The 17,296-nt window shown below is 58.6% G+C and carries 15 protein-coding genes; 6 read left to right on the forward strand and 9 right to left on the reverse strand.

What is annotated here, in order from left to right; all coding sequences use genetic code 11:
- Positions 1-907: 907 nt before the first annotated feature.
- From gap (Q0864_RS01980) to gap (Q0864_RS01990), 3 genes are all read right to left on the reverse strand, one after another.
- On the reverse strand, positions 908-1,906 hold the full coding sequence (gene gap / locus Q0864_RS01980) for a type I glyceraldehyde-3-phosphate dehydrogenase (RefSeq protein ID WP_298565644.1): 999 nt from the start codon (positions 1,904-1,906) through the stop codon (positions 908-910).
- Positions 1,907-2,032: 126 nt separating this feature from the next.
- Positions 2,033-2,176, reverse strand: coding sequence for a hypothetical protein (locus Q0864_RS01985; protein ID WP_248369338.1), 144 nt, complete (start codon positions 2,174-2,176; stop codon positions 2,033-2,035).
- A 117-nt stretch (positions 2,177-2,293) separates the two neighbouring features.
- Positions 2,294-3,292 (reverse strand): type I glyceraldehyde-3-phosphate dehydrogenase, encoded by a 999-nt coding sequence (gene gap / locus Q0864_RS01990; protein WP_298565647.1) that lies wholly within the window; start codon positions 3,290-3,292, stop codon positions 2,294-2,296.
- A 246-nt stretch (positions 3,293-3,538) separates the two neighbouring features.
- Here gap (Q0864_RS01990) and Q0864_RS01995 point away from each other — a divergent pair, with 246 nt between their 5' ends.
- The gene (locus tag Q0864_RS01995; protein ID WP_298565648.1) at positions 3,539-4,501 is read left to right on the forward strand and encodes a DUF808 domain-containing protein; all 963 of its coding nucleotides are present in this window, start codon (positions 3,539-3,541) and stop codon (positions 4,499-4,501) included.
- Between the two features lie 132 nt (positions 4,502-4,633).
- On the forward strand, positions 4,634-5,188 hold the full coding sequence (locus Q0864_RS02000; RefSeq protein WP_298565649.1) for a CIA30 family protein: 555 nt from the start codon (positions 4,634-4,636) through the stop codon (positions 5,186-5,188).
- A gap of 97 nt (positions 5,189-5,285) precedes the next feature.
- Here the strand turns inward: Q0864_RS02000 and tkt are convergent, their stop codons facing one another.
- Complete coding sequence (gene tkt, locus Q0864_RS02005) at positions 5,286-7,310, reverse strand: transketolase (protein ID WP_298565651.1); 2,025 nt, start codon at positions 7,308-7,310, stop codon at positions 5,286-5,288.
- A gap of 240 nt (positions 7,311-7,550) precedes the next feature.
- On the opposite strand from tkt, the gene Q0864_RS02010 reads away from it, so the two are divergent.
- Genes Q0864_RS02010 through Q0864_RS02020 form a run of 3 tightly spaced genes read left to right on the forward strand, consistent with a single transcriptional unit; the run spans position 7,551 to position 8,818 of the window.
- A complete protein-coding gene (locus tag Q0864_RS02010; RefSeq protein ID WP_298565653.1) occupies positions 7,551-8,081 on the forward strand; it encodes a hypothetical protein in 531 nt (176 codons plus the stop codon).
- Entirely contained in the window at positions 8,074-8,457 is a 384-nt protein-coding gene (locus tag Q0864_RS02015; protein WP_298565655.1) for a cell division protein ZapA, read from the forward strand. Before Q0864_RS02010 ends, Q0864_RS02015 begins: the two co-directional genes overlap by 8 nt.
- 1 nt (position 8,458) lies before the next feature.
- The gene (locus Q0864_RS02020) at positions 8,459-8,818 is read left to right on the forward strand and encodes an MliC family protein (protein WP_298565656.1); all 360 of its coding nucleotides are present in this window, start codon (positions 8,459-8,461) and stop codon (positions 8,816-8,818) included.
- A gap of 20 nt (positions 8,819-8,838) precedes the next feature.
- Here the strand turns inward: Q0864_RS02020 and grxD are convergent, their stop codons facing one another.
- The 5 genes from grxD to Q0864_RS02045 all read right to left on the reverse strand — a co-directional run bounded on the left by grxD (position 8,839) and on the right by Q0864_RS02045 (position 13,585).
- A complete protein-coding gene (gene grxD / locus Q0864_RS02025; protein WP_248369356.1) occupies positions 8,839-9,201 on the reverse strand; it encodes a Grx4 family monothiol glutaredoxin in 363 nt (120 codons plus the stop codon).
- Between the two features lie 45 nt (positions 9,202-9,246).
- Positions 9,247-9,489, reverse strand: a complete 243-nt coding sequence (locus tag Q0864_RS02030; protein ID WP_298565659.1) for a BolA family transcriptional regulator — start codon at positions 9,487-9,489, stop codon at positions 9,247-9,249.
- A 60-nt stretch (positions 9,490-9,549) separates the two neighbouring features.
- Positions 9,550-10,086, reverse strand: a complete 537-nt coding sequence (locus Q0864_RS02035) for a hypothetical protein (protein WP_298565661.1) — start codon at positions 10,084-10,086, stop codon at positions 9,550-9,552.
- Positions 10,087-10,090: 4 nt separating this feature from the next.
- Complete coding sequence (gene purL / locus Q0864_RS02040) at positions 10,091-12,250, reverse strand: phosphoribosylformylglycinamidine synthase subunit PurL (protein ID WP_298565663.1); 2,160 nt, start codon at positions 12,248-12,250, stop codon at positions 10,091-10,093.
- Between the two features lie 441 nt (positions 12,251-12,691).
- The gene (locus Q0864_RS02045; RefSeq protein WP_298565665.1) at positions 12,692-13,585 is read right to left on the reverse strand and encodes a LysR family transcriptional regulator; all 894 of its coding nucleotides are present in this window, start codon (positions 13,583-13,585) and stop codon (positions 12,692-12,694) included.
- Between the two features lie 166 nt (positions 13,586-13,751).
- On the opposite strand from Q0864_RS02045, the gene Q0864_RS02050 reads away from it, so the two are divergent.
- Positions 13,752-17,168, forward strand: a complete 3,417-nt coding sequence (locus Q0864_RS02050; protein ID WP_298565667.1) for an indolepyruvate ferredoxin oxidoreductase family protein — start codon at positions 13,752-13,754, stop codon at positions 17,166-17,168.
- Positions 17,169-17,296 lie beyond the last annotated feature (128 nt).

Genomic DNA, 17,296 nt, shown 5'->3' on the forward strand with positions numbered 1-17,296 from the left:
GTTCGGCTTCTCGAAGTTTGACAAGAACGGCTCGGTTGAAACCGGCTAATCACCTATGATCTTGGTCGACCAGTTCGATGAAAAGCCGTGCAAAATGCCGGCGACTGCAACTGCGACCTAGCGTGAAAAGGTTTTGTGCCGCATGGACCCTGTGGTCGGAGCCTGCCCAGTCCAAGAATGCATTTGAGATGTGCGAAGAGCCTCTCGACGTTCTTCCTAAGCGTCATGGAGGTCTCACCTTGGCGTCGACCCGACCTCGGCTTGCCGGATTGAGCGGGAGGCTTCCACTTGCTTAATGGCGTGCGCGGAATACGACAGCCTGTTTACAAAAGCCATTCGACGGGAAACCAGCCGATGACCGTCAAGGCCTGACGTTTGAAGAAGGTCGTGCCACCGTGCAACGCGCTCGGCCATGCTGGTGCTTTCGATCATCAGTTCCATCTCTGTGTTCAGAGTTGCCGAGCGGGGATCAAAGTTGAAGAACCTCACGAACACGCGCTTCCTATTGACCGCAAAAGTCTTGGAATGAAGGTGCGATCCCGACGATCCCAGTGGCCCCAGAATATTCAAAGATGGACGTCGCCATGCAGAGGTCATGCCTGTCGCTGTCGCGAAGATGCCTGCGCCTTCGTGGTCATGTTCTGGTTATGGGTTTCGACCCTAGGCTATTCTTGGAGGATTGGGCGGACCGCGGCGTTGGATCAAGGTCTTCGCCGTAGAAGGAGTGCAATTCATGCGCGAACCTTGGTGAAAATCCGCTAAGCGTGGCAAAGCAGACTTGCTTGCATCTGCGACGAATAGCGGCTTGCGCGCCGCAAACCAGACTTTCCGCACCAACCGAAAACCTCTACCGACACACAAAAAAACCGGGGTTCAGGCCCCGGCTTTTTCGCTTAAGTGCGTCAGATTACAGATGTTTCGCCATCTCGACCGCGGTATCCAGCATCCGCACGCTGAAGCCCCATTCATTGTCATACCAGCTCAGCACGCGGACCATGTTTCCGTCGAGGACCTTGGTTTGGTCCAGGGCAAAGCTTGACGAATGGGGGTCATGGTTGAAGTCGCTGGACACCAACGGACGATCGACGATGCCAAGAACGCCTTTCAGCGGACCGTTGGCGGCGGCGATGGCGGCGGCGTTGATTTCTTCCACCGTTGTGTCGCGCGCGGCTTCGAATGTCAGGTCGACACAAGACACGTTCGGGGTCGGCACGCGGATCGCAACACCGTCCAACTTGCCAGCCAGTTCGGGCAGCACAAGGCCAACCGCGCGGGCCGCCCCAGTGGTGGTTGGGATCATGCTAAGCGCTGCAGCACGGGCGCGATAGAAATCGCTGTGCAGTGTGTCAAGCGTCGGCTGGTCGCCGGTATAGGAGTGGATCGTGGTCATGAAGCCCTTTTTGATGCCGACAGCGTCATTCAGGGCTTTTGCCACGGGTGCCAAGCAGTTCGTGGTGCAGGATGCGTTCGAGACATGCACGTCGTCGGCGGTCAAAATGTCATGGTTCACGCCGTAAACGATGGTCTTGTCTGCGCCAGACGACGGGGCCGAGACCAACACGCGGCTTGCGCCGTTTTCAAGGTGCACAAGCGCCTTGTCACCTTTGAAGATGCCGGTGCATTCCAAAACGATGTCGACGTCACCCCACGGCAAATCGGCGGGGTTGCGGATTGCGGTGACCTCGATCGGGCCGCGTCCGGCATCAATGGTGGTTTCGGTCCATTTCACTTCGTTCATGAAACGGCCATGGACGCTGTCAAATTGTAGCAGGTGGGCGTTCATCTCGACCGAGCCAAGATCGTTGATCGCGACCACTTCGATATCATCACGACCTGTTTCATGCACGGCACGCAGCACCAGTCGTCCGATCCGTCCAAATCCGTTGATGGCCACTTTGACTGTCATTTTCATCTTCCTTGCATGAGCGTCGCCTGCCGTTAGAAGCGGCAAAGCCGATCGTGTGATGTGAGCGCTAACATCATCATTTTTCCCAAAAGGTCAAGAGATGATCACAGAATAGGGCGACGCGGGCTACCTCCAGAATGCCATCCATTCGGTGAAATCGAGGAACTTTTTGGAAAGAAACACAAGGTTGGTGCCGTCTGCCAATAACAGATCGCCTCCGATCAGCACCAAGATCAGAATGCCAAGAATAAGCGCGATCTGGTTTGTCACGGACTGCTCCTGCCTGTTTGGCCGCATTGTTGCAACGCCTGTCGGGCCGGGACAAGGGGGAAAAGAAAACCCCCGCCACACAGGGGGACGGGGGTGATTTTCAAGTGGTTGGGTCGCTTAGAACGACCCCATCTTGACTGCAACATCGGCCATGCGGGTCGAGAAACCCCATTCGTTGTCATACCAACCCATCACACGAACGGTGCGACCGCCCACAACCTTGGTCTGGTCGGGTGCGAAGATCGAGCTTTGTTCGGTGTGGTTGAAGTCGATTGAAACCTTAGGTTCGGGGTCATAGCCCAGCACGCGCGACATGGCACCCTCGGCGGCTTCGCGCACGATCTGGTTGACCTCTTCGACCGTGGTATCGCGACCTGCTTCAAATGTCAGGTCGATGGCCGAGACATTCGGGGTCGGCACGCGCATCGCGGTGCCGTCCAGCTTGCCTGCCAGTTCCGGCATCACTTCGCCCAAGGCTTTCGCTGCCCCGGTCGAGGTCGGAATGATCGCCATGGCCGCCGCGCGGGCGCGATACAGATCCTTGTGGCGGCGGTCCAGTGTCGGCTGGTCGCCAGTGTAGGAGTGGATGGTGGTCATGATTCCACGCTCGATCCCGAGCGCCTCATGCAGCACCTTGGCCAGCGGGGCCAAGCCGTTCGTTGTGCATGATCCGTTCGAGACCATGTTGTGGTGCGCTTCCAGCTCTTTGTCGTTCACACCCAGAACGATGGTTTTTTGCACGTTCTTGGCGGGGGCCGAGATCAGCACCTTGCGCGCGCCCTGTTCGATGTGGCGTTTGGCTTTCTCGCCGTCGTTGAAATTGCCGGTGCATTCCAGAACCACGTCGCAGCCAGTCCAGTCCAACTCGCCCATATCATAGGTCGACATCATCTGCATCGGGCCACGACCCACATCCATGGTGCCATTGCCCAGCGAAATCTCGTTCGGGAAGCGTCCGTGGATGCTGTCGTATTTCAACAGGTGGGCAGCTGTTTCAAGCGGGCCGGTCGCATTGACCTTGACCACATTGATGTCATTGCGGCCCGATGCCGCGATTTGCGCCAAGGTGCAGCGGCCGATGCGGCCAAATCCATTGATACCCACTGTGACGGTCATGCGTCTTCCCCTCAGGTTTGGCCCGATGGCCCGGAAACTTTCCGCTGATATAACGACCGCCGCCCAATGTCCCAACCCGCAAAACGCGTTTGATGCGAGCTTGTTAGCGAAAACATGACGTGTCGTTCGGTCGTTAGCGCAAACGACCCAGACCAATGCGCCACATCGCAAATTCGTGGTGAGTGCTTTTCACCGCCACAGAAAGCCACTAGGTTTTCCGGAAAGATCACGAAAAGGGTGAATTTGATGAGTGGTTTGATCGCGCTTCTGGACGATGTGGCAGGCATTGCGAAGATTGCGGCGGCGTCGGTGGACGACGTGGCCGGGCAAGCGGCCAAGGCTGGGGCGAAAGCGGCCGGGGCGGTGATCGACGATGCCGCCGTCACGCCGAAATACGTTCAGGGGTTTGAGCCCAAGCGCGAGTTGCCGATCATCGGGCGTATCGCGTGGGGGTCGATCAAGAACAAGCTGATTATCCTTCTTCCAATTGGCTTGCTTTTGTCGTCGTTTGCACCATGGCTGATCCCCCCTTTGCTAATGTTGGGAGGTGCGTATCTGTGTTTCGAAGGGGCGGAAAAGGTCTGGCACGTCCTGTTCCCCCATGAAGAAACATGGGACCACGCCGAACACGACATTGGCGACCCGGCCCATCTGGAAGAAGAGAAGATTGCCGGTGCGATCAAAACCGACTTTATCCTGTCGGCCGAGATCATGACCATTTCGCTGGCAGCCATCCCTGAAAGCAACATCTGGATGGAGGCGGCCACTCTGGCGGTCGTCGCGATTGGGATCACAGTGGTTGTCTACGGATCGGTGGCGTTGATCGTGAAAATGGACGACGTTGGCTTGTATATGGCGCAACATGCCAAGCTGTCGGCCACACGGGCCTTCGGGCGCGGCGTCGTGAATGCGATGCCGGGGCTTCTAAAGCTTTTGATGGTTATTGGAACGGCGGCCATGATCTGGGTCGGCGGTTCTATCATCATTCACGGGCTGCACGAACTCGGCGTGCATCAACCGTATGAGGTCATTCACGACATCGCCGTCGCGGCTGCACAGGCAGTGCCCAGCATGCCGGGCTTCATAGAATGGGCGGTGACGGCGACGCTGGATGGTGTTGTCGGACTTGCGCTGGGCGTGTTGATCATTCCTTTGGCGACGCGCGTCATCGGGCCGGTTTGGCAAAGCGTGTTCAAGGGGAAGGCCTAGTCAGTTTCCACGGCTTTGATGATCGCGGGTCGGCAACAATGCGACCGTTTAGACTGGAATGCGCCCTTCATAAGTGGTGCGTTGTCGTGACATCCCTCAGTTCCTATATGAATTGGAACCGAGGAGTGATTGATGACACGAAAAAAATTCCGCGGTCTGGCTCTGGCCATCGTCTTGGCTGCCCCCGTGGTCAGCTATGCCGAGGATGCCATGATCCAGTTTTCGCTATCGGACCAATCTCGTTGGAACTATTTCAGCGATCAAGTCATGGGGGGCGTGTCAGAGGGGGCGGCCTCGTTTGATGCAAGCGGCGACCAGCCCATCCTTCGCTTGACTGGAAAGGTCAGCACCGCCAATCGCGGTGGCTTTATTCAGGCCCGCACAAAGCTGGACGCGCCGTTGCCAGCCACTGCGCAAGGCGTGATTTTGAACGTGCGCGGCAACGATCAAACCTATTATGTCCACCTGCGCACTACGCGGACAGTGCTCCCGTGGCAATTCTATCAAGCCTCTTTCGATGTGTCAGAGACATGGAAACAGGTGCGCATTCCCTTTGATGACTTTGCCCCGTATGGAGGGCTGTTGCGCAAAACATTCGATGCCAAGGCTGTGCGCAGCCTTGCCGTCGCGGCTTTCGGGCGGGATCACGATGCGGACCTGTCTGTCCGCGCGGTCGGGTTCTATTGATCTGTTAATTGCGGGCTGCTGTCAGTGTCGCGTGTTTCAAAAAGAAACGCCTCGCCGGAGATCCGGCGAGGCGTTCTGTCTTTCGGAAGCTTAGTGCTTAGCCCAGCAAACCTTTCGCTTTCGCGACGACGTTCTCGGCGGTAATGCCGAACTTCTCAAACAACACGCCTGCCGGGGCTGACGCGCCGAAGCTGTCCATCCCCACGAAGGCGGCTTTGGCCTCGCGGCCACGTTCGCCCAGAAGCCAGCGATCCCAGCCGCCATCACGCACGGCAGCTTCGATCCCGACGCGCACCGGACCGGGGGGCAGAACCTTGCGGCGATAGGCTTCGTCTTGCTGCGCGAAAAGCTCCATGCAGGGCATGGAAACAACGCGGGTGCCGATGCCTTGGGCTTCCAGCGCGGCGCGGGCGTCCATCGCCAGCGACACCTCGGACCCGGTCGCGATCAGGATCACCTGACGCTTGCCAGCTTCCGCATCCGCCAGAACATAAGCGCCCTGAGCGGTGAGGTTCTTTTGCTTATACTCGGTGCGCACGGTCGGCAGGTTTTGCCGGGTCAGAACCATGGTCGATGGTGTATCCTTCGAGGTCAGCGCCAACTCCCAAGCTTCCGCCGTTTCCACCGTGTCCGCCGGGCGGAAGGTGTAGCTGTTGGGGGTCGCGCGGCAAATCGCCAGATGCTCGACCGGCTGGTGCGTCGGGCCGTCTTCGCCGACGCCGATACTGTCGTGGGTCATCACGAACACGGTCGGGATTTTCATCAGTGACGCCAGACGCATGGCCGGACGGGCATAATCGGTGAAGCAGAAGAACGTGCCGCCGTAGGGGCGCATACCGCCATGCAGCACCATGCCGTTCATCGCAGCGGCCATGCCGTGTTCGCGGATGCCCCAATAGATGTAGCGACCCTTGCGGTTGTCCACGTCAAAGACGCCCAGATCACCGGTCTTGGTGTTGTTCGATCCGGTCAGGTCTGCCGATCCGCCAACGGTTTCCGGCATCACAGGGTTGATCACCTCAAGCGCCATTTCCGACGATTTTCGGGTGGCAACCGTGGGCTTACCTTCGGCCACCTGACGTTTCAGGGCACGCACGACGCCGCCAAGTTTCTTGGGCACATCCAGCGCATAGGCGCGATTGAACTCGGCCTGTTTGCGTTCGCTGATCGACGCAAAGCGGGCTTCCCACTCAGCACGCGCCTCGGCCCCCTTGGCGCCGATGGCTTCCCAGGCTTTCTTCACATCATCAAGAACCTGGAACGCTCCAAGCGGTGCGCCATAAGCCTCTTTCGCAGCTTTCAGCTGGTCGGCGTCGGTCAATGCGCCATGCCCCTTCGAGGTGTCCTGCGCCGCATGACCCAGCGCGATATGCGTCTTGCAGGCAATCATCGACGGCTTCTTGGTCGTCTTGGCCTTAGCAATCGCAGCGTCGATCTGTTCGGGATCGTGACCGTCGATTTCCTGCACATGCCAGCCCGCCGCCTTGAAGCGCATAACCTGATTGGTGCGGTCAGACAGCGAGACCTTGCCGTCGATCGTGATGTCGTTGTTGTCCCAGAACACGACCAGCTTGCCCAGTTGGTGACGCCCGGCCAGACCAATGGCCTCGTGGCTGATGCCTTCCATCAGACAACCGTCGCCGGCGATCACATAGGTGTGGTGATCCACGATCTTCTTGCCGAAGCGCGCGCGCTGGATTTCTTCGGCCATGGCGAAACCCACGGCGTTGGCGATGCCCTGACCCAGTGGGCCAGTCGTCGTTTCCACGCCCGAGACGTGGCCGTATTCCGGGTGACCGGCGGTGATCGCGCCCCACTGGCGGAAATCCTTGATCTGCTGCAGCGTCACATCTTCATAGCCCGTCAGGTGCAGCAGCGAATAGATCAGCATCGAGCCGTGTCCGGCCGACAGGATGAACCGATCGCGGTCTGCCCAACGCGGTGCGGAGGCATCGAATTTCAGGTGGTTTTCAAAAAGCACCGTCGCCACATCGGCCATGCCCATCGGCATGCCAGAGTGGCCCGAGTTCGCGGCAGCAACCGCATCCAGTGTCAGCGAACGGATCGCAGTGGCTTTTTTCCAGTGATCGGGGTGGCTTGCGCGCAGTGTGGCGATGTCCAACGGTCCACATCCTTTGGCTAAGTTCAGGGTTGCCCTCTGATAGCAGCCCTCCGCCAAGGGTCAAGCGCGCGTGCACGTCGCCGCTCAAGTGCTTGGAAAAGAACGAGGGGGGCGCATTTTGCAAAGGCATTGGGTAAGATCGGCAAAGCAGCGCACAGGGCTGATTCGCCCCTTGCAAAGCGTTGTGTCGCAGGGCGGCTTGTGACAAGAATGGGCAAAGAAAATGGTTCAGGGCAGATTATGAGCGACATTTCCGAACTGGAAACCCGTATCACCACCGCGCTGGAACGGATCAGCACCGGCCTTTCGGCACTATCCCCCCAGCCATCCGACGCAGGTTCGCCAGATACCGAAGCCGAGCTGGAACAGCTTAGGGCAGCGCTTGAAGAGGAACGCACCGCAAACGCGCAGCTTCAAGAGCGAGTCAAGAACCTTAAATCCAAGCGTGGCCGCAAGGTTGCCGCGTTGCAAAGCGAAGTGGACCGGTTGCAGGATCAACTGGCGTCAGAAGAAAAAAGTCTGTCCAAACTTCGCCGCGCCAACGCGGATTTGCGCGCCAACAACGACGCCCTGCGCGCGGCGATCAGCGCTGGCGTCGCCGAGCCGCATTTGATCAACAAATCCATGATGGCCGAATTGGAAGGGCTGCGCGCTGCGCAATCCGCTGACCGGGCCGAACTTGACGCTGTATTGGGCGAGCTTGGCGCGCTGATCGCCGAAAATGACCCAGACGCCCCAAACACCGCCGAAAGGGAGGGGGCTGATGCCTGACGTTACAATCACGATTGGGAACCGCACGTTCGACGTGGCCTGCCAAGAAGGGGAAGAGCATTTCCTGAACGCAGCAGCGGCAATGTTGAATGCCGAAGCCTCGGTTCTGGTCAACCAGATGAGCAACCTGACGGAAAGCCGCTTGTTGCTGATGTCGGGCCTGATGCTTGCCGACAAGACCGCCGGGATGGAGGACAAGGTGAAGCTTGCCGACAAACGGATGGCGGAACTTGAGGCTGAGCTTCATGCATTGAAGAACGCGGCCCCTCAGAAGGTCGAAGTGCCCGTTATTCCCGATGCGGTCACGGATACGTTGGCCGAGATCGCCGCCCGCGCTGAGGCGGTGGCAGCTGAGGTTGAAGAACGGGCTTCCTGAGATGATGGCGCGACTTTGGCGTCGTGCAAGCGCGATGGGTGCTGGGCTTGTTCTGGCCACAGCCGCAACGCCTGTTTGGTCAAGCGATGCCCTGATGACTGTGCAATATGTCTGCGAACGCGAGGCGCTCGTGACAGCCACCTACGTCAACAGCGCGGATGCATCATTTGTTGTGGTTTCGGTCGAAGGGCAGCAGGTGGGGCTCACTCAGGTCCAGTCGGCATCGGGCGCGAAATACGCTCAGGCGACGGATGGGCAAGGATACATCTGGTGGACCAAGGGCGACGAAGCGTTTCTGACTTGGGGCATTGCCCAAAGCGGTGAGGATGAAACGCTTCTGTCGCAATGTAAGGCGCGGTAAACCAACCCGCGCGAACGGGCTTAGCCGTTCGCTTCGCGGATTTTGTCCGCGGCTTCTTTGTTATAGGCGACACCGTTTTCATCAAACAGCGTGTCCAGTTCGCCCGACAACGTCATCTCGGTGATGATATCGCAGCCACCCACGAATTCACCCTTCACGTAAAGCTGCGGGATGGTCGGCCAATCCGAATAGTCCTTGATGCCTTGGCGAATGCCCTCATCGGCCAGCACGTTCACATCGGCGAAGTCCACACCCATAAAGTTCAGAACGCCGGCCACGCGGGACGAAAACCCGCATTGCGGCATGTCCTTGGTGCCTTTCATGTAAAGCACAACATCGTTGGCTTTCACGGTATCTTGGATCTGAGTTTTTGCGTCGGTCATGTTTGAAGTCCTTGCGTGTCTGTGGAGCTGGCCCGAAGCGGACCTTTATTCTGGTATTTTCGTGGTCAGTGCCAGCGCATGAAGCTCGCCCTGGCTGCCGGCCATCTTTTCTTTCAGCGCTGCATAGACGGCGCGTTGCTGTTGCACACGGTTCTGGCCGCGAAAGCTTTCGTCCACCACTTCGGCGGCATAGTGGTTTCCGTCACCCGCCAGGTCGGTGATGGTGATTTTTGCGTCCGGGAAGGCCTCGCGGATGAGGGCTTCGATTGCGGATGCTTCCATGGCCATGTTCAGAACCTCGTTTGTGTTTCAACTCAATCTAAGATCGGGGGCAGGGCGCCGCAAGGGCTAGCGGCGCGTCACGGCGTCACGAAAGCTGGTCAGCACAGCGCGGGCGTCGGACAATAGCCCCGCTTGCTCTGCATCGGCCAATCCGGGTGCCGTCCAGGCAGGGTTGGGGAGAAGGGTGTTCAGCATCTTCTGACGCGCTGCTTCCTGCGTCGGGCTGAGCGGCAGGTTTTCGGCCACGCGAAACATCTCGATCATGTCGCAGATGGCGCGCATCCGGCGATAGGCTTCGGAAATGTCCTCTAGCAATTGACGATCTTTGCGCCAGCGTTTGCGCGGGAAGATGTGGGTCATCACATAAGGCCCGGCCCCTTTGCAGTCAAATCGCGCACAGCCGGGAAACCCTTGATCTTCAAGGGTTTCATGGATGCGGCATAGGTTATCGGCGCCCAGATGACGGCACGGGGCAAGCGCAGGCTTGGCGAAGGCAAAATCGTCGCCCGCGTCAAAGCCCGGCGACACGCAGCATAGCCCGGCACAGGACGCGCAATCGGCCACCAACGCAGTCATGTCCTGTGGGTCGGGTAGGGCTGTCATGGGATCATCGATGTGCCTGATCAAATCCTGTGCGGAAGATCTGGGCCAACTCATCCAGCGGCGCTTCTGAGCCACCCATCTTGACCGTATCGCCTGTAAAGCGACCGACAGAGGCGATGGGGATGCCCAACTTGCCCGCCTCAATCATCAAGGCCTCGGCCTGATCGAAGTTACAAGCCACCAGATAGCGCGCCTGATCTTCTCCGAACAGGGTCGGCGTGTCGGCAGTGTCGAGCGAGACCCCCACGCCACCCGCTTCGGCCATTTCAAATGCAGCGATCGCCAGACCGCCATCAGACAGGTCAGAACAGGCTTTGATCAGTTCGCGATTGGCCCGGATGAAGTCGCCGTGCATTTTCTCGGCCGCAAGGTCCACATGCGGGGCGTCGCCGTCTTCGCGGTTGAAGACCTCGGCCAGCAGGGCGGATTGGCCCAGATGCCCGGTTGTCTCGCCAATGACCATCGCGACATGGCCGTCACGGGCCACACCGTCGATCATGTCTTCAAGGCTGTCCAGAAGCCCGACGGCTCCGATGGTCGGCGTGGGCAGGATGCCTTGACCGTCAGTTTCATTGTAAAGCGAGACGTTGCCCGACACGATGGGAACGTCCAGCGCCGCGACAGCTTCGCCAATGCCTTTGATGGCACCCACAAGCTGGCCCATGATCTCGGGTTTTTCGGGGTTGCCGAAGTTCAGGTTGTCGGTGGTCGCAAGGGGCTTTGCGCCGACGGCAGTCAGGTTGCGATAAGCCTCTGCCACCGCTTGCTTGCCGCCTTCAAACGGGTTCGCCATCACATAGCGCGGCGTCACGTCCGAGGTGAAGGCAATCGCCTTGTCAGTGCCGTGGACACGCACGATGCCTGCGCCCAGACCGGGTGCGCGAACGGTATCGGCCATGACCATGTGGTCGTATTGCTCATAGACCCATTGCTTCGCCGCGTAGTTGGGCGAGCCAATCAGGGCCTTCAGCCCATCAATCGCGTCGATTTCGGGCACGTCCGAAAGAGGTTCAACGGCAGGTGTTTCTACCCATGGGCGATCATATTCGGGGGCGCGGCCAGATAGGGGGGACAGCGGCAGGTCGGCTTTGACCTCGCCGTTGTGCATGATCAAAAAGCGATCTTCGGCAAGCGTTTCACCGACGATTGCGAAGTCAAGATCCCACTTTTCGAACACGGCGCGGGCTTCAGCCTCTTTTTCCGGCTTCAGCACCATCAGCATCCGCTCTTGGCTTTCGGACAGCATCATTTCATAGGCGGTCATGTTGTCTTCGCGCTGGGGCACGTCTTCAAGGTTCAGCTTGACGCCCAGGCCGCCTTTGTCGCCCATTTCGACCGCCGAGCAGGTCAGGCCAGCGGCACCCATGTCCTGGATCGAGATGACAGCGCCGGTCTGCATCAACTCCAGCGTGGCTTCCATCAGGCGCTTTTCGGTGAAGGGGTCACCGACTTGCACCGTGGGGCGCTTGTCTTCGATCGTGTCGTCAAACTCGGCCGATGCCATCGTCGCGCCGCCCACACCGTCACGACCTGTCTTGGCACCCAGATAGACGACAGGCATGCCGACGCCGGAGGCGGCGGAATAGAAAATCTTGTCGGTGTCGGCCAAGCCCGCGGCAAAGGCGTTCACAAGGCAGTTGCCGTTATAGGCGGGGTGGAAGCGAACCTCGCCGCCCACATTGGGAACGCCGAAACAGTTGCCATAGCCGCCGATGCCTTCGACGACCCCGTTGACCAGTTGCTTGGTCTTGGGGTGATCAATTTCGCCAAAAGACAGGGAGTTCATCGCGGCGATGGGGCGCGCGCCCATGGTGAACACGTCGCGCAGAATGCCGCCAACGCCGGTGGCCGCACCCTGATAGGGTTCGATATAGGACGGGTGGTTGTGGCTTTCCATCTTGAAGACCACAGCCTGACCATCACCGATATCGACGATGCCCGCGTTTTCGCCCGGACCGCAAATGACCTGAGGGCCTTCGGTGGGCAGGGTGCGCAGCCATTTCTTCGATGATTTATAGGAACAGTGCTCGTTCCACATCGCCGAAAAGATGCCAAGCTCGGTGAATGTCGGCTCGCGACCTATGATTTCGAGGAGCAGGTCGTATTCGTCCGGCTTCAAACCGTGTGCGGAAATCAGGTCCTCGGTGATCTTCGGCTCTTGCATGCCTGTTTCCCCCTTAGGCTAGGCTGTCCATGCCGCGACTTTTAGGCGAAGGGGGGGGATTGGGAAAGGGCAAAGGTAAGGGCAGTTCGCCTGTTTGGGACGTTTCGGAAAAAAAGAGGCCGGGCAAAGCCCGGCCAAGTCCAACAGGGAGGTAAAAACCGACCAGAGCGATGCTCCACCGCCGGCTTTGAACCAGAATTAGGGGTGCCGACGGGACGGATCAAGGAAAAATGCCGCATTGCAGCTATGTATTTTTTGCATGGCTTGCTGCGGGTTGCGGGACGTAATCGCGTTAAAGTTGGAGAGAGTCTAAAGTTTGCCTGTTTTTAGAATGAGTTAAAGGTAAGCTTTGTGGACAATTGTATACCAAGGCGCACAAAGTCGGATGCTCCACCTGTGGCGCGCTTGCCACAGACTTTTCTGCGCGATGCCGGGGAATGATCAGCTCTTTTTGCTTTGGCGCTGTGCCAAAAGCTCCTCCATGACGAAATCACGGAAGGCTTCGATCCGTTTCGATGCCCTCAATTCCTCGGGATAGGCAAGAAAAACCGGGATATCTTTGCTTTCTGCTTGGGGCAACACGCGCGTAAGCTCTGTGAAGTCTTGCGTCACGTAATCTGGCAGCACACCGATTCCCAGATCATGCAGCACCGCTTGAAGCACACCGAAATAATTGTTCACCGTCAGTCGCGACTTGATGTCATAGGTCAAAAGTTCCTGCACCAAGGAAGCCCCTGCGCTAACCTGCGCCGATGCGGTATTTTGGCAAATCAGCCGATGTTGCGACAAGTCTTCAAGGGTTTCAGGTGTGCCGTATTTCTTGAGATAGCTGGGCGTCGCGTAAAGGCGCATGTGCACATCCATCAACCGCTTGCGGATCAGATCAGCCTGGCTTGGTTCTTTCATGCGGATCGCCACATCGGCTTCGCGCATCGGCAGGTCCAGCACTTGCTCTTCCAGCATCAGGTCGATTTTCAGATCGGGGTATTTCTCGTAGAGTTTCGACAGGCGCGGGGCCAGCCAAAGCGACCCGAAGGCGGTTGTCGTCGTCACGCGCAGTTCGCCGAACACCTCTTCTTTGCTATCGCGTATGCGGGCGACGGCAGCTTCTAGCCGGTGGCTCATCGCTTTTGAGGCATCAAACAGCAGCTCGCCCTGTTCTGTCAGAATCAGTCCACGTGCGTGCCGATGAAAAAGTGTGGCGTTCAAGCTTTCTTCCAGCGCGCGGATTTGGCGCGATACCGCCGATTGCGACAAATGCAGAGCATCGCCGGCATGGGTCAAAGACCCGGCATCTGCCACGGCGTGAAATATTCTGAGTTTGTCCCAATCCATGGCGAAATTACCGATACTTGATAGCGCATAAAACTTGCACTGTGTTATCATCAGAGCCGTGATGATTGCCAGCACGGATTGTGATGCGAAATGATTTGATAGGTCATAGGTTTTGACCTATAATTCGCTCAATCCAGTTGTCACTCTAACGTACGGGAGGTGCGTCATGGGCAAGCCAGACATCACTCTGAACGACCGATTTGATCTGACCAAGAAGCAGGTGCTGTTGAATGGCACGCAAGCCTTGGTGCGCCTGATGCTGATGCAGAAGGAACGCGACCGGGCTGCGGGTCTGAACACGGCGGGGTATGTCACGGGGTATCGTGGCTCGCCCTTGGGGGCTGTGGATCTTTGGATGGGGCGTTCCAAAAAGGTGTTGGAACCCAACGACATCAAATTCCATCCCGGTCTGAATGAAGATCTGGCCGCGACCGCGCTGTGGGGCAGCCAGCAGGCTGAACTGCGCGGCGAGGGCACGCATGATGGCGTGTTTGGCCTGTGGTATGGCAAGGGGCCGGGCGTGGACCGCACCGGTGACGTGATGCGCCATGCCAATATGGCCGGCACCAGCCCGCATGGTGGCGTGCTGATGGCGATGGGCGATGATCACACCGGCGAAAGCTCGACCGTGTTGCACCAGTCTGACTGGGCGATGGTGGATGCCTATATCCCGGTTCTCAGCCCGGCGGGTGTGCAGGAAATTTTAGATTACGGCATCTATGGCTATGGCCTCAGCCGTTTTGCGGGCGTCTGGGCGGGTCTGAAGGTAATGAAAGACACGGTCGAGGCGACCTCGGTCGTCGATGGCGACCCAAACCGGATGCAACTTGTCACACCTGATTTCGACATGCCGGATGGCGGGTTGAACATTCGTTTGGCTGACCAGCCGGTGCCGCAAGAAGCGCGGATGATCGACTATAAACGTTTCGCCGCCGAGGCTTATGCCCGCGCCAACCGGATTGACCAGCGCAAGTGGGGCAAGCCGGGTGCGAAAATCGGGTTTGTCGCGGCGGGCAAGAACTGGCTGGACCTTGTGCACGCGATGGGCCTTCTGGGCATCGACGAAGCCGAGGCCGAACGCCTGGGCCTGACCACCTACAAGGTCGGCCAAACCTTCCCGCTGGATATGGAAAGCTTCCACGAATGGGCCGAGGGGCTGGACCTGATCGTGGTGGTCGAAGAAAAGCGCAAGCTGATGGAAGTGCAGATCAAGGAAGCGATCTTTGACGATCGCGACGGTCGGCGCGTCTATGGCTGGCACAAGGGCGACACGTGGGAAAACGGCCGCCGGTTGGAGCTTTTCCCGACCCGCTATGCGTTGGATCCGATCATGATTGCCGAGAAAATCGGAGACATCTTGATTGAAGAGGGGCGCGGGACCGAATCCGTGAAGGCGGGCCTGACAATGTTGGCCGAGGCGAAAGGCGCGGACAATGCGCCCAATATCGCCGCCCGTTTGCCGTTCTTCTGTTCAGGCTGCCCGCACAACACATCGACCAAACTGCCGGATGGGTCGCGCGCTTATGCCGGGATTGGCTGTCACTATATGGTGCAGTGGATGGATCGTGACACGGTCGGCTTCACCCAAATGGGCGGCGAAGGTGCCAACTGGATTGGCGAGGCGCCGTTTTCGAAAACCGGTCACGTGTTCCAGAACTTGGGCGACGGAACGTATAACCATTCGGGCAATCTGGCGATTCGGGCGGCATTGGCGTCGGATGCCAACATCACCTACAAGATCCTTTACAACGACGCCGTTGCCATGACCGGCGGGCAGACCAATGAAGGTGGACTTGATGCCGAGCGTATCGCGCGTGAGGTGCAGGCGATGGGCGTGAAGCACATCTTCCTTGTCTATGACGACAAAGAGGATGTGGACCTGTCAGCCTTCCCTAAGGGACTGTCGCATCACACCCGTGACGAGTTGTTGACGGTTGAAAAGAAATGTCGCGATATCAAGGGTGTCTCGGTCATTCTTTACATCCAAACCTGCGCGGCAGAGAAACGCCGTCGCCGCAAGCGCGGGCAATTCCCTGACCCGGATAAACGTGTGTTCATCAACACCGACGTCTGCGAGGGCTGCGGCGATTGCGGGGTGCAGTCGAACTGTGTCTCGATCGTGCCAGTGGAAACCGAGCTGGGCCGCAAACGCGCCATTGATCAATCAAGCTGCAACAAGGACTTCAGCTGTGTGAACGGCTTCTGCCCCAGCTTCGTGACCGTCGAAGGCGCGAAGCTGAAGAAGGCCGCCACCGCAGAAGTCGATTTGCCCGACCTGCCAGCCCCGACGCTTCCGGCAATCGACGGCACGTTCAACACCGTGATCACTGGCGTTGGCGGCACCGGCGTTGTGACCATCGGCGCGATCATGGCGCAAGCGGCCCATATTGACGGTAAAGGCGTCGGTATGATGGAGATGGCCGGTCTGGCTCAAAAGGGTGGCGCGGTGACCGTGCATCTGCGTCTGGCCAACCAACCCGAAGACATCTCGGCCATTCGTGTGGCGACGGGGGAATGCGATGCGCTGATCGGCTGCGATCTGGTGGTGTCGGCTTCGTCCACTACCTTGGGTCTGACCAAAACCGGACGCACCGGGGCCGTCGTAGACAGCCACGAAACCGTGACGGGCGAGTTCACCCGCAACACCGATTTCGCCATTCCCGGTGATCGTCTGCAATTATCGCTTGAGGCGCGGCTGCGCGACCGTCTGTCGATGTTCGACGCGACCGAGCTGGCGCGGGTGCTGATGGGGGACAACATCTTCTCGAACATGATGGTGCTGGGGGCGAGCTGGCAGGCGGGAATCGTGCCGCTGACCCACGATGCGCTGATGTATGCCATCGAGTTGAATGGTCAGGCGATCGACCGCAACAAACACGCTTTTGAGCTGGGTCGTTGGGCCGTTCTGCACCCGGAAGAAGCCGAGAAGATGGTTGTCGGTGAGGTTGTTGAAAAGCCCAAGACGCTGGCTGAGATCATCGACTTCCGTGCAAATCACCTGGTCACTTATCAGAACAAGCGGCTGGCGAAACGCTATCGCGCCTTTGTCGATCAGATGCCCGACGCGTTGAAAGAGCCGGTGGCGAAAAGCTATCACAAGCTCTTGGCCTATAAGGATGAATATGAGGTCGCGCGCATGTTGTGCGACACCCGTGCCAAGGCCGAGGCCGAGTTCGATGGCGATCTGAAGCTGACCTATCACCTTGCCCCGCCGATCCTGAGTGGGACGGACGCCAACGGACGGCCCAAGAAACGTGGCTTTGGAAGCTGGTTTGAGAAGTCGGCCCCATGGCTGGCCAAGATGAAGAGCCTTCGCGGCACGCCGCTTGATCCCTTCGGCCGATCCGAGGAGCGCCGCACGGAACGTGCGCTCATTTCGGAATTTGAGGCCGACATGAAAACCGTTCTGGCAGGGCTGACCGACGACAATCTGTCCGTTGCGCGCGACTTGGCAGAGCTTCCCTTGTCGATCCGCGGCTTTGGTCCGGTGAAAGAGGCAAATGTCGAAAAGGCGGCTGCACGTCGGGCAGAGCTTTTGGCTCAGTTCAGCGGGCAAGCACCGCTGGTGCGGGCTGCCGAATAAGGATTGCGCCGCCGCTGGCTCAAGCCATGCGGCGACGCGACACCCGCTTGATGGGCGGATTTTCAACCCAAGCCCATTTCCACAATGGATTTCCGTCGCGAACAGACATATGCCTTGTGCAAAGGCAA

Source organism: uncultured Aliiroseovarius sp. (genome assembly GCF_947497285.1).
Classification (GTDB): domain Bacteria; phylum Pseudomonadota; class Alphaproteobacteria; order Rhodobacterales; family Rhodobacteraceae; genus Aliiroseovarius.